Origin of the sequence: Chitinibacter tainanensis DSM 15459 (assembly GCF_000429785.1) — a bacterium.
Taxonomy (GTDB): Bacteria; Pseudomonadota; Gammaproteobacteria; order Burkholderiales; family Chitinibacteraceae; genus Chitinibacter; species Chitinibacter tainanensis.
On the sequence record NZ_KE386953.1, the window covers coordinates 148,707 to 162,162 of the forward strand.

Annotated in this window: 10 protein-coding genes; 4 read left to right on the plus strand and 6 right to left on the minus strand. The window is 44.1% G+C overall.

Translation table 11 applies throughout. From position 1 onward, the window contains the following. Positions 1-116: 116 nt before the first annotated feature. The 4 genes from G482_RS0115475 to G482_RS0115490 are packed head-to-tail and all read left to right on the plus strand — an operon-like array spanning position 117 to position 6,498. Positions 117-3,803, plus strand: coding sequence for an ATP-binding protein (locus tag G482_RS0115475; RefSeq protein WP_028450790.1), 3,687 nt, complete (start codon positions 117-119; stop codon positions 3,801-3,803). After that, the gene (locus G482_RS0115480; RefSeq protein WP_034619860.1) at positions 3,796-4,419 is read left to right on the plus strand and encodes a hypothetical protein; all 624 of its coding nucleotides are present in this window, start codon (positions 3,796-3,798) and stop codon (positions 4,417-4,419) included. The genes G482_RS0115475 and G482_RS0115480 overlap by 8 nt, the downstream gene beginning before the upstream one ends. Positions 4,420-4,423: 4 nt before the next feature. After that, complete coding sequence (locus tag G482_RS0115485; protein WP_028450792.1) at positions 4,424-5,659, plus strand: hypothetical protein; 1,236 nt, start codon at positions 4,424-4,426, stop codon at positions 5,657-5,659. Further along, the gene (locus tag G482_RS0115490; RefSeq protein WP_028450793.1) at positions 5,656-6,498 is read left to right on the plus strand and encodes a DUF7281 domain-containing protein; all 843 of its coding nucleotides are present in this window, start codon (positions 5,656-5,658) and stop codon (positions 6,496-6,498) included. The genes G482_RS0115485 and G482_RS0115490 overlap by 4 nt, the downstream gene beginning before the upstream one ends. A 73-nt stretch (positions 6,499-6,571) precedes the next feature. Here G482_RS0115490 and G482_RS20395 read toward each other — a convergent pair whose 3' ends face one another. The 6 genes from G482_RS20395 to G482_RS0115515 form a co-directional block, all read right to left on the minus strand. After that, positions 6,572-6,886 (minus strand): hypothetical protein, encoded by a 315-nt coding sequence (locus G482_RS20395; protein ID WP_156905423.1) that lies wholly within the window; start codon positions 6,884-6,886, stop codon positions 6,572-6,574. A gap of 65 nt (positions 6,887-6,951) precedes the next feature. After that, positions 6,952-9,051, minus strand: coding sequence for a TniQ family protein (locus tag G482_RS0115495; protein ID WP_084414757.1), 2,100 nt, complete (start codon positions 9,049-9,051; stop codon positions 6,952-6,954). After that, positions 9,052-10,023 (minus strand): TniB family NTP-binding protein, encoded by a 972-nt coding sequence (locus tag G482_RS0115500; protein ID WP_028450795.1) that lies wholly within the window; start codon positions 10,021-10,023, stop codon positions 9,052-9,054. A gap of 1 nt (position 10,024) precedes the next feature. After that, positions 10,025-12,010, minus strand: a complete 1,986-nt coding sequence (locus G482_RS0115505) for a TnsB C-terminal domain-containing protein (RefSeq protein ID WP_028450796.1) — start codon at positions 12,008-12,010, stop codon at positions 10,025-10,027. Beyond that, a complete protein-coding gene (locus G482_RS19070; protein ID WP_051259099.1) occupies positions 12,007-12,723 on the minus strand; it encodes a TnsA endonuclease N-terminal domain-containing protein in 717 nt (238 codons plus the stop codon). Before G482_RS19070 ends, G482_RS0115505 begins: the two co-directional genes overlap by 4 nt. A 245-nt stretch (positions 12,724-12,968) precedes the next feature. Then, positions 12,969-13,409 (minus strand): helix-turn-helix domain-containing protein, encoded by a 441-nt coding sequence (locus G482_RS0115515; RefSeq protein ID WP_211227656.1) that lies wholly within the window; start codon positions 13,407-13,409, stop codon positions 12,969-12,971. Between the last annotated feature and the right edge of the window lie 47 nt (positions 13,410-13,456).

Below are 13,456 nucleotides of genomic sequence, written 5' to 3' on the forward strand. Positions count from 1 at the left end.
CTTGATCGCTAGTTGACAAACGTCGACCCAACCATTACCTTTAACTACGGGTAGCATATTACTACATATAGCCAAAATCAACACTAATTGATTACCAAGCAACTAGGGGCACAGGAATGGATAACAAAGTAGCCGACCATGACGATGACGTGATTCCACGCTATGCGCTACTTAGGGTCATTCTCATTGACTCTTATACAGAGGGACGAATCACTGAATTGCCCATTGAGGGTGGAACAGCATTGGTTAGCGGCAACGGACGTGGAAAAACCTCACTACTGCAGTTGATACCAGCATTCTTTGGTGAGCGTCCCGACCGTATTGTCAAGCCTGTAAGCAACCAGGGTAATTTTGCGCATTACTATCTACCCCGCTCGACTTCCTTCATTGTATTTGAATACCGACGTGATGCAGCCCTGTGCTGTTCTTTGCTGAGTTCAGATCCGACCGGAGATGCGGTTGAATATAGGTTTGTGCGCTCTGGCTACCAGCGTGACTGGTTTGTAGACGAAGATAGCAGCATGTTGGTGACTAGCGGCAATTTGCCGGAACGACTGAAGCTGCTAGGGGCAGATTTTTCACGCAAGATGCCTCTAGATCAATACCGAGCCATCATCCAGGGCAAGAGAGCCCACGGTTCTGATCTGAAGCAGCATCGCCGTGACCTTAACGATTATGCCTTTTGCCCTAGCTCACGCTCTCTACCTCACATCGAGCGGATTGTATTTGGCATGTTTGCGCGCAAATCCAACTTCAACGACCTTCAGCGAATGATTGTATCGACAGTCACCGATGCCAATACAAAACTTTCACTCGGTGCAGAGCGCAAGAAGATTGAAGTTTGGCCGGATGCCTTTGATAGCTATCTGTCCGTCATGCAAGAAGCATCGCGTCTAGATGATATCCAACGTTCCTATGACGACGTACTAGGGGCAGAGCAAGAGCTTCGCAATATCCACGGGCGATTTGTTGCACTCGATCAAGAGCTAAAAATCCGAAAAGAAGAAAAGACCACTGAGCTGCAGCGGGCCAAGATAAAACTTGAGGAGTCAGAGACTACTTTCAAAGATACCCAATCTCACCTTGCCGCCCAGATCGGAGAGTTGGATCGTGAAATTACGGCTTGCCAATTCAAACTTACTGGGCTGAACGATAAGCAGCGCTTCTACCAAGAAAAAAATATTGAATCTCTGACAGAGTTGTTGGAGCAGGAACAAGTAATTAAGCGGGAACTAACTCAGCTCACAGAGCGAAGAGTCACCTTACTGGATCAGCAATCAAACATCGAAGCGAAGTACCAGGAAATTCTCAACAAGTTGAAGCTGACCCATCAAACGATGCTGACCACGTTCGAACGGGAACGCACTGCGGCACAGGGGGACTTTCAGGAAAAAATCAATACGCTCCATGCAGAGAGCCGGGCAGAGGAAGATGCTGTAAGGCAAATCTCCCTCGACGATGAGAAAATATTGCAGCTAACGATTGAAACGGCAAACGAGGCTGTAGGAGCCACCCGGGAGAAGATGAACAATCCACAACCGGATCCTGTTTTGGTCTCCAATGCAGAGGCGCAGGAAGAAAATGTCAGCAAATTCCGTGATGCTCAAGAAGAAGCAAGTAAGCAGGAGTCCGAGGCACTAGAAGCCTATAGCTTTGCCAAAGAGAAATATGAGTCCGCGGAGTTAGCACTGAAAGTCCTACATGGCCAGATTACCTCTGAGAATGATCGTCTCGAAGCGTTACTTAAGAAGGCTGAACCAGATGAGAACAGCTTGCTCCACTACCTCCGTCTAAATCGATCAGACTGGACACTCGATATTGCCAAAGTACTGCGGGAAGACTTGCTCTCTCGAACCGATCTTGCACCGACCTTGGTTGCCATACACGACAGCGTGTATGGCCTACAAATTGATCTTGATTATTTGAGTACTCCGCTTGCCGCTGACGAAACTGCACTCCAGGCAGAAATTGAGCAGATACGAACCGCTATCAAAAGCCTCTATGTCCAACAGGTTAGTCTTGAGGTCGGATTGACCGAACTCAGCCAAATCCGGAGTACTTCAAACAGTAAGCTATCTGAGATGTCGGCTAAAACATCGCTTGCCAATAAAGCTCTTGAATCCGAACAGATTGCGCTCAAGGCAGCCCGGCTTGCTGTACAGCGCAGCCGTGAGTCTGCAGGAGAACAGGCCAAGCAACAATACGATCATGCAGTCAAAATCGCTCAAGAGGCTAAGCAGGCTTTGCATGACCATCGCGAACAGCTGAAAAAGGATATCCTGGGGATTCAGCTTCGTCAGGAAAATCAGCAGGAAGAGTATCTGGTGGCCTTGAATGCAACTCTGGCTCGCATTCATCAGGCAGAAACCGATGCAGAGAAAAAGCATAAAGCCCAAAGTCAGCAAATCGAGATGGAACGTCTTGCCAAACTCAAAGACAACGGTGTCGATACCATGGTTCTGCGGGAGCTTGAACTGCAAATCGGCGAGGGATCGGAAAAACTGACCTTAATCGATTCGTCTCGTAACCTAGTTGCCGAATGGCGCCTGTGGCGAGAATCGGAGTGGTCAATGAAGGCGACTATAGAGCGATCAATAAATATAGCGAGCCAGCATAAAGCAAGAATCTCCTCCGAGAAGAATGAATTGAGTAAGGGCTGGTTTAAAGATCAAAACCAACGTAAGCAGTCAATACAAACACTGACCAATGCCATCGACATTATTGAGAAAGAGTTGAGTCATATCGCTCTCCAGAGGCAAGTCCTTGCTGACTTCCCTCCCAACCTTGTTGCGTATCCTGAACACATAGCTCACCTCACGCTCCAAGTTTTAGTTGAGCAGGTCAACAATCAACGGAAAAATCTGGATAAGCATGAGGAAATATTAAAACGGGAAATAACAGCTCTCAAACGGGTGTTCAGCAATACTCGTAACTCTCCAGCTGATCAGTATTATGAGTCAAGGCGCAAGGAGATCGGCCCGGATCGAGCTGAGCACCCCAGAGAATGGGTACCAATCTTTAGGGATTGGTATCAGACCATTCACAAAGAATGCCACCGCTTGCTCCATATCGACGCGAGGACGATCGCGGACTTAGTCGGCGATTTCCGAGACAAGATGACTATGTTTCATAGCAAGGTACAGCAGTTTAACCGTGAGCTGCAAGACAATATCAATGCAAACCAAGGATTCAAGAGCATTGGCGGCCTGACGGTTGAGATAGTTTCCTCAATACGAGAGCTGGAATATTGGACCACCGTAGACAAGCTTGCAGATTCCCGCTTGGAATGGCTGGCAGGTAATCAAACTAACTTACCCCCGCCGGAGTTCGCATTGGCGTTACGCGAACTATTGGATCACTGGCAACTAAAGGAGGGCATCCAGGCCGAACTAACGCACCTGGTTCGTATCCAGGGGGAGGTTATTGAGAATGGCAAACGGCGCCCATTTAAGAAAGCCGAGGACTTGGAGCACATTTCATCCAATGGACTTTCCTATATCGTGATGGTGCTGCTATTCATGGCTTTTATCAATAGAGTCAGGGGAAATAGTGCGATTAATATCGTTTGGGCGCTCGATGAGATCGGGTCACTCGACACAGGTAATACGGTCACACTGGTTAATATTCTGAAAAAAAACAACATTACGCTGGTTACGGCCTGCCCAGATCCGAAACCAGACGTATTGGCTACGTTCAGAAATAGGCGTGCGATCAGCAGTGACAGACGAATTTACGAGCCAACTCCATCAAACATCTCGCCAAAGCACATATCCAGTGCAACAAAGGAAAACAGTTATGTTTGAACAATCAATGTCGTTGTTATTGTCAGGTGAGTTTATTTGCGAGGTGCGTTACCCCGATGCCTTTCGATACTTGGCAAGCGATGCCAACCAGAAGGATGCTAATGCCTACTTGACCCGTATTGGACGTACGCTTGCATCTACTGAATTGGGTGGAGCATGGTTTGCATCATATGCATACATGGGCGATGAAGAAAGAAAAGTCATCAAGTCTGAATTTACAAAACTCTGGCAACGTACCCGTTTTTTAGTGGATTTCTTTGGCAAGGCAATGCGAGCCTCCAATAAAGAGGATTATTACTCACGTGGCGACAAAATCGAATTTCATGCACTGATGGCCGCAGTGGATGGAAATCCTGGCTTAAGAGCGGAATTTCAGGCACTCGGCAGATTGACTGGGGGGAGTTCCAGTGACGGAAAACTTCGCTCTTTATTAGCTAACTTTTTCAAAGAGCTAGTCAGTGATGGTTATCTGATTGTGGCTAATTCAGAGCGGGAGATTTACCAAGTGACCGGAAAGATAGAATACTTAATTGAAGTGGTGCAATTCCTGATGACCACACACAACATTTCTGATGACACTGTGGAAGAGCAGGAAAGCGCTGCTTCGCTGTTCTAAAGCCATGACGACTAAATCCGATCTAGTTCTTCAACACCTAGAAACGCTCTTCAAATATCGTGCGCTGGTTGCAACAGCATATCACCAAGGTGCCGTAGATTCTTCCGATGATCCCGCTGGGGGCAAGGGTATTGAGAATCTTAGGCAGGCAGGCATTCTGCTGCCACGCAACGAAGGTTCATATCGACTATCGTCGTCACTAATGCGCCACCTAGATGAAACCTTGCAAAAAGAGCGGCTGTATTCCTCGTCAGGAGCAGAGCTCTTTGAGCTTGCGCAACGCTTACCTGAAATCACCAACATGGTTGCGGATGCTGCTTATGAAGGCAGAATTGAAGATGCAGATCATTACATCGACGAATTCGATCTCAAAGTATTTGAGATCGCAGATAGTGTACAAGCCTCTCTAGTTACCCTGCGTTTCCAGTGTGATAATAATTTCGCGAATGTAAGCACATTTTCTGAAAAACAACATCAAAACGAGTATTACCTTGAACGTGCTACTCGGATCAGTGAGACCTTGAGCTCGATTCAATCCAATAACCTCGCTCATGCTCTAGAGTCAACACCAGAGGGCGGGCGCATGCTGGTGACTTATCAGTCCCAGATCGCCAAGCATCTGAGCGAGTGGCGCGCCCAGTTGCTGGATATCACCTCGATCCTACATGCTTATCTTCATAAGACCCGGAATATACAGATGGTTGCGCGACGGATGCGAGCCTTCGAGCTTTTCCTGAGGCGCAATCCAGGCTTTGTGCCTGATGAACTCGACGATACGGTCAACCTCCCAGATTGGATTAAGCGAGCACGTAGCCTCCCATTAAAAGCGCATATCAGTGTACAGGCCCCTGAATTTGATGAGGAACTACTTAATATCGCCCACAGCATTCCAAACACTAAACAAAAGGAGTCACCTCCTCCACGGATTGGATCATTGCTACCGGATGCGCCGATCGATACAGAGGAAAATATCATGGCCGCCCAAGAGTGGGAGCTGGCTATCTTGGCATTTCTCAGCGAACTGAGTACTGAACCGATCTCGGCAATAGAATGGAAAGCTACTAAACCCAAATTAGCATACATCGATGATGATATTTGGCTTCTATGTTTACTGCGCGAAGAAGAGAATGATTTAGCTCGGAATGCGGATGTGCGCTTTGAGCACGTTTCGCTACCAACTCTTCAAATATGCGGCAACATTTACTTGGTCGATATCTATTTATCAAGGTTAGCAGCATGAACAAAACAACAGCTAAGAGTCTTCTCAGAATTATTCAGAGTTCGACTGATCGCATTGAATTCCCGGGTTCTAATGTGCTTCTTCAGTTCGTTCAGGAAAGCGGCATTGGCCTAATTAAAGGTCGTAAAGTTATTTTCAACGAAGGGCATAAGATTAGGATCCGTAAATGGTTAGAAGCAGAACAGATTGATCCGAATTCCTCGCCTGACGTCTGGAATGAGGCAAGCCGCTCAGATGCAATTAGGCTTGGCCCTGATGAGAAATGGGCCGGTATTGCGGTAAGAAGTAAGCGGATTGCAATAAAGAGTTTTCATGGAAAACCACTAAACGTATCAGGAAACAATCTTTTCCTTCCGCTCGGTGCAAATCTCGAGTGGGATTACTCAGATGCAATCAACTTCCTGCTGCATACAGATGTGATCGTTGTCGAAAACTGGGAGGTTTTCGAGCACATAGATTACCTTCAAGTTGACTTTAGTAGAGTTTCAAGTAATCCACTTATTCTTTGGCGTGGCGGCTCCACTTCGACTGCTGGATCTGCTAGACGTTTTCTTGAAAATTATGGGCGTCCTGTATGGTCTGCTCCAGATTATGATCCGGCCGGACTAGCAATTGCAGCTAACTTACCCTGGCTTGCTGGAGTATTAGCTCCAAGTGACAAAGAGCTGAGTTTATTACTCAAAAAATCCAAGTTACATCAGCGCTTTAGCGACCAACTGCCGGGATCATTAACAACAATAGAATCTTCAGTTGACCCTGACATTCAACGAATCTGGCAACTAGTATTTGAGAGCAAAAAGGCGCTACCACAAGAGGCATTATGCCGGAGATCGGCATGATTAAGACATTGAAGTTATCTAAATGCGATTAGCGCCAACTTTTTTTCTTGGAAAATACTCAGACTAACCGCGATTACTTGAGCAAGTATGCCGCAAATGGCGTATTTTGGCGAAGGCGATTAGAAACTACTGAGTCATCTTCAAGCAATGCAGCCACCTTCCTGGGAGAGCTCAAAAGAGAAGTCCAGTCACTGATATAATCCGAACTGCACAATTTATTATATTTCCATTTTTTTACTTGTTTCATTGCTGCTCGAACTACTGCATTTTTAGACCGCCTAGACCTTAACATCGCAATCACTTTTGAATGTGCGTGTTTTAGCCCTTTAACTCGACAGGCCTGAGCCTCACGCGCTATTTTTTTAAACGCAAGAATATCTTCATCCATAAATCCACCAATTGTGATGGGGCAAGCTATAGCGTACACCATCACAATATATACACTAGTAATTATTAGTTAAATTTAGTACGGGAACTAATAGGTATTAGCCTATACTCTCGGGCAACAAGAGCCACATCTTCCTTAGAATAAAACTTCACTCGGCGCTTCCCTTCCCCTACATAAAGCGGTTTAATTCCTAACCTTGACTCCAAGTTTGGAAAAAAACTACGATGCATACCAAAAAGCATACCTGCTTGCGAGGCTGAAAAATAATCAGCAGCAAGCTTCTTTGGATACAATAAGTCATGCTCATGGATTAGCCGCCATACATGGAGATTTATCACTTTTACCATGCCAGTCTCAATAAAATACACCTCAAATTGATCTAATGTGTACCCTAGTAACTCTGCCGCTTCAGCAACTTTAATATAAGTAGGAGAAAATATAATCTCGGCTAACGCACTTAAAGACCTTTCCGTAACTAAAACATCGCGACAACTTGAATTCTCCTTCCTCAAGACTCCTTTGTGAATTAGTGAGGCAACCGCCTGATTAGAAACCCCAAGCAGTCTGGCAGAGGTCGTCAAAGAAACTCCAGAGGCCGGCTGAAATACGGAATTTTTCCGTGGCCTACCTGCTTTTGTTTTATATTCTTTAAGATCTTTTATCAAAGAGCAGTCAATTCTCTCTAAATCTGATTTTCGAAAGAAATAAACTAAAACACCATCGACACAAGGACCAGCAATCGGTAGAGCACCAAGATGGACTAATTTTTCAGCACAGTTGGTGGGATTTATTCCGATTGATCGAGCAAGTGAACCCGCAGACTGATAATTTTGATTAAACAATTCAACACTAGCCGTATTTAGCATGATTTTTTTCGGTTTTTCTCCATCCAAAAATCCATGATCAATCCAACCTTTATGAAGCAAACTTCTGACCACTTCGATATGAACATCGAGCAACAAAGCCACATCGTGAAACGACATGACAATTTCATTATTAGGCTCCAGCTTGGAAGATTTCACTTTTATTGCAAGAGATTGAAGCCCAGTTTTTAGATCATAGCCAAGCGAATACGCCTTCCCACTCAATAGCAGCTTTAGCCTCTCAACTAGGCTCACACGAGAAGGTGTTAAGGATGGCAACTCATCTCCTATTGATTTATTTTGAAAATTAAAAAGTAATTCCTCCAGCCCATTCAATTCGAAACATAAATATGCACCACCATACTCCACCATCTTTAACACGCCTTCAGAGACAAGGTCATCAAGTTGATGTCGACCTACGCCGAGGATATCACTTGCTTCACGTCTGCCAACCTTATAATTATGATCTTTAATATCCTTTTCAAAACTGACGCCATTTAATTCACCTAAAATCTGACATGCATATTTTTTTAAAGTATTGCCAGCACATAGAAAGCTTCGTAGAGCTACTCTAGGATGCCTACCTTGATCAAGGACTAACTTCCTAATCTCATCTACAGCAACTTCATCTGAATAATACCAAGCGATAGTGACCCGTAGCCGCCATAGCTCTTTAATTGCTGAAGCATTCTCATCATCCACTTGTGTCAATGCCATCCAGAATTTAAAGAAGCCATCTAATTTAGCTTTCTCACTTCCTTCCAGCAAAGCATACAACCATTGAGTTGGCTTTGGATCCTCTAGAATTCTAGGCGAATGAGTTAAATCAGCCCCGCACTCGCAATAAAATAGCCGATCTCGATTAAAATCAAGTGGTTTACTACATTTATAGCAACTTAACTGCATTAAAACTGCATGGATATGGCAAACAGAATATGGGCGCAGCAGCCACAACTTTCTCCAATATGGTTTTTCGATAATACAAATTGGACAAAATGCAGAACAATCTTCTCGAAAAGCAAGCTGAGGTATCAACTTTTCGTTATAGCGCCTACAATCCACCCCAGATCGACTTACCCTATGGAGTATAGATTCCGAAAAATCTCCAAACAATCCAAAAATATTAACAAGCCTATCAATACTCCTCGCAGTAGAAAAAGAAGGTGAATATATATAATTAACACGATGCGCTAGAAACATTTCCCTTGCATTTTTATAACCATTACCTTCTGATGCACGCAAAAAGAAGGAAGCAACAGACTCACAAGGCTGCAGTATTGGGCGAAATAATAAGCCAGGCATTTATTTATACCGCCTGAATTCACCAGCCAAATCGGCCTCACTTAAACGAAAAGGATTTCTTTTTGTGCAGGATGCCGAGTGCATAATCCCTGAATCCCATACGATAGCAAAATCATCAAGAGTTAATTGCTTCCCAGCCGCTCCAAGCGTTAGTTGCAACCCTTCCTTGATCAACGTCATTATGTAGTCCAGGTTTCCACTTGTTGCTAAATATATTCTCACCGTATTTAGATAACTATCTGCCAAATGGACATTCTCTAATAAAAACTCCTTCTTGAGATGAGTCCCCATCCGATCAAGAAAATAGTAAAGCTCACCAGGATTTTTTGAAGTTCCTGGCATCAACTTCCTAATTCTAAATCTGTATTTAAAGCGCCGAGTTAACTGAAAGCTCATATCTGAATCTATTATCGACTCACTCTCCTCGGTGCCAACTAAACAAAGACAGGCGCTAGTACTATTAACTAGCGATTTTATCCATCTTAGTGCTGCAATGTGCGCTGAATTTCTAACTGGGCTTGCAACTAAAAAGTTGTGACACTCATCCAAAAAAATTACCTTTGTTTGACAATTTTTTATATGGGTTGCAATTCTCTTTGTTTTACCTGCAATTGTTCCAGAGTCTGGGGTTGAATCACTCAACCCAGATAGAATATTTGAAGCAAGATGGCTAAGTGAGATTTGTGATGGCACCTCTGCACGAAAGGCAGAAATTATTTTTATTTCTTCAGTTTCAGTTTTGTGTATACCTTTAGGAAGACCAGCTTCAATCAACTTGCATATTGTGCTCTTCCCCATCCCTCCCTCAGCAAGTAACATACACCCTACTGGCTCCCTATACTTCTCCGATAAATTAATACATCGTTTAATACCTTCAATAGCATTAATCATATCAGGATGCTGAACAACCACATTATCTAGTTTTGCAATCCGATCAATCAAGTCTTCGCTTTTAAAATTATCATCAATCATTTTAATTCTCCAAAAATAGAATGTCATAGCCATCTGAATTATTGACACCATCTTCTTTAGAGAGCTTCTCGCCAGAAAGATCATCGCTTGATAGAGGTAAAGCACCTGCGGTGGTATAATCATCAGCAATAGCTGTTACACTACTAGAACCAATAACAAAATCAACATCTACCTTCTTTTCCTTAGCATGCTCAATACGTCCTTTGCCATTGGTAATTCGTGCAATTTGCTTTTTTGCCATAGCAGAATCTTTGTTAATTTTCTCCATTAATGTCCACCATGCTAATAATGGCGCATATCGACCCAATTTTTGGCGATCAGCCTCGGACATATTTTTTATTATTTTCTTGGTCTCTTGATGCTCATACCAAGTTAAGTCTTTTGTATAATCAGGATTTGTTGATTCGGCCAATATATGAGTACCAGGTTCAGTTGGATGTTCAACGTAAACAGAATGAAGGTTAAGTTCATCAATAAGCACCGTGACATTAGTTTCTCCCATGCATTCAAGAGTTGCTAATGCATGCGAGAAATATTCGATCTTATCTATCAGAACTCGGCCTTTACTGATTTTTTTCTGTACAGGCCATCGCGCTATTACATTTATTTCTTCAGGTGTAATCTCTGGGGCTTCCCAGCCACTGGTAGCATCACTCCATGCCAAAATTGGAGCGCGGCCGGTCCGCGTATGAATCGTCTTGTGATAAACCTCATTAATCCATTCAAGAATATAACCATGCAATTTTTCCAAAACGACTGACGCATTTTTTTGTGAATCGTAATCACCGCGATCAACTGGGCTGGAAAATGTTGTGCCTTTTAATTTCTGAATCAAACCATAAGTCAAAGTCCTAAAGAACGATTCAATATGGGCTTTATCATTTGGATCGCGGACTTCGGCTGGCAACAGAATGATGTTGAAATGTGCACAGAGTCGGGAAAATGCAGTGTTTTTAAATTCAACACCATTATCAGGAATAATTCTGACTGGAATACCTCCAGGCAATCCCAATCCCAAACGCGTTAACATATCTTTCGCTGCTGCTAGCGTTGTTGTTGCTGAAGGCGGAAACATACTGATGTATGTCCCGACAATAGTTCGCGTGTACACATCTGTTATGCACACCAAGTAAGGTCTGCCAATAATCTCACCCGTATCTGGATCAATGATGATCACATCAATTTGATGAGTATCAATTTGCACAATGAACATTGCTCGTGGACTTAATAATTCGCGACCCGCAGCCCGTAATAGGCGATCCGCAGCCGCTTTCCCTTTTTTAACCAGAGCGACAACATAAGGGTCGAGTGACTTAATCCTTCGTTCTATAGTACGTATAGAAGGGACAGGGATCATTGAGTCATGGCTGGTCAGCAGCCCTTGCTCCGCGAGCTTACCGACGACATAGGCCAATACATCTTTTGCATTTTTCCGTTCAGGGACAAGATAGATTTGTTGTATTCCCTCACTAATCAAAATCTCAATCTGCGGCGAAAAACGTAACGTGCGATTACCTTTGAGATACCTTTTTGGATAAAAGGACATGCCCGACTTGTTTTCTGCGAAGTAATTTTGAACCCAACCGGCAACAGTTCTCGACGATGGTGCTGCGGAATCTTGTAATTCTTCAGCCAAAATTGGAATCATTGCATCCAGCTGCAGCTTAGAGCATGGTTTACTCAATCGAGTCACAGCGGCTTCGACATATCTCATTTGCCTTATCGACGCCTTCCTCTCTTCCTCATTGAGCTCAGCCAATTTTCGATTCTTGCCATCAGCAGACATCCGCTCAACTTCGGTCGGCGAAATCAACAATACATCTGACCGCTGCATCTCCATAAATCGCTCAAAAGGGATGCGAAACGCTTTTCCACCAATACAAGCGGCATATCGGACCATGCCCGCGCCAACATAGGCTATTTCAAACTCACAACCATGGATGGCAAATCTTAGTCCGGGTCTTGGAATGAATGCTGTTTTTGTCATGGCTTCATTCCCACTAATGTTGTCAAGCGAAGTGGCCGGTTTAGATTTGCCTGAAATACGCAATGAAATAAAAGATGATCAGCAAGCAGCGGCGAAAGCCCACCCATTTTAAATTTTGCATACAAATCTCCCAGTTGCACCGGAGCATCTAGTTTGGATATAAGCTGGATTGCGAGCTCCTCCTCAAGAGAAGTCCATTCTTTATTGATCGATCTTTGATATAGAAAACTCAGATTCTCAAACTCAACGCGTCCAGGTAGATCGGTTTGATCGATAACGTCGAAATCAAAGCCGTTGGAATTAAGGATGTTCTTAATCAGGGCATGCCGTTTTTGCACTTCATCAGGAAGTAATTTTTTATCGGGTTTGACCTCACGAACTAACCATTGCTCATCAGCCGTTCGAATCAAAAAATCTGGGAAATAGCGAGTCCCATGACCGAGTTCCAGTTCAAGAGCTTGGCACCGATAAACGCTTACATTGGGGTTTCGTTCACACGCAACACAAAAGGCCAGTTCCAATTGGCTTTCTAAGGCGATCGTCATACCGTTCTTACGACTAGGAAATAAAGCTGTGCGTTTTCCACGTGCACCTTGTGTGATTCGTCTACGACCATGCACTACACCGGCAAGGTCAGGTTTTTCGGCAAATGCCTCTTCGACTTGCCCCATCAATGTTTTGAGCAAGGATTCTTGGAAAGTGGTGTTAATCATTCAATCTCCAGTCGATGCCAAATTTTGGGCAAAGCAGCCCCTTTTCGGCATCGAAGACCAAATTTAAATGCCTGGATTTGGGCGTAAAAAGTCCCGCTGAGGTTATTGAACCTCAGAATCACAGTACGGTATTGGTTAGGGAAGGCTTGACACTTGCGAGCAGAATGACGACACTAGATTTGCGAATCAGTATTTGCCATCAGGCACTTACGCTCTGGGGACAAGCCTTCAAAAGCTTGTCCCTTTTACATTTTTACCTCCCCCTTTGTTCTCCGACGGATCTTATGAGCCAGCATGGGCTCCATGCGGGTTTTCTTTTGATCTAACTGCATAATCCCCCTGATTAAATCAATCTCTGCAGGATGCAGAGTTGTTAAATTTCGCTTCAAATCCAAAAGCAACCAATACACGGCCTCCGAAACATCAGAAGGGATGATCAACTTGCGCTGAGAGGCTTCGACCACCTCGTACAGTTCTGTTTGCTCAGACTCAGAAATTGAGAGCGCACGGATCAAACGCTCGATAAATTCAGGCGTAGGAGGCCCTTTCGTACCATTTTCTAACGCAGATACATACGTCTGGTCATAACCGACCAGTTCAGCGAGCTCAACTTGGCGCAGCCCATAGTTCATTCGCAGTTGATAGAAGTATCTAGAAAACGGACTCATGTGTTTCAAAATGGTCATCTTTAGTATGACTTTGCAGATTAATGCTTGACCAAGTACATGTCAAA

Coding starts and splice junctions, on each gene's coding strand:
- G482_RS0115495 (WP_084414757.1), bottom strand. CDS start 9,051: ATGCCTGGCTTATTATTTCGCCCAATACTGCAGCCTTGTGAGTCTGTT.
- G482_RS0115490 (WP_028450793.1), top strand. CDS start 5,656: ATGAACAAAACAACAGCTAAGAGTCTTCTCAGAATTATTCAGAGTTCG.
- G482_RS0115500 (WP_028450795.1), bottom strand. CDS start 10,023: ATGATTGATGATAATTTTAAAAGCGAAGACTTGATTGATCGGATTGCA.
- G482_RS20395 (WP_156905423.1), bottom strand. CDS start 6,886: ATGGATGAAGATATTCTTGCGTTTAAAAAAATAGCGCGTGAGGCTCAG.
- G482_RS0115480 (WP_034619860.1), top strand. CDS start 3,796: ATGTTTGAACAATCAATGTCGTTGTTATTGTCAGGTGAGTTTATTTGC.
- G482_RS0115475 (WP_028450790.1), top strand. CDS start 117: ATGGATAACAAAGTAGCCGACCATGACGATGACGTGATTCCACGCTAT.
- G482_RS0115505 (WP_028450796.1), bottom strand. CDS start 12,010: ATGACAAAAACAGCATTCATTCCAAGACCCGGACTAAGATTTGCCATC.
- G482_RS19070 (WP_051259099.1), bottom strand. CDS start 12,723: ATGATTAACACCACTTTCCAAGAATCCTTGCTCAAAACATTGATGGGG.
- G482_RS0115515 (WP_211227656.1), bottom strand. CDS start 13,409: ATGACCATTTTGAAACACATGAGTCCGTTTTCTAGATACTTCTATCAA.
- G482_RS0115485 (WP_028450792.1), top strand. CDS start 4,424: ATGACGACTAAATCCGATCTAGTTCTTCAACACCTAGAAACGCTCTTC.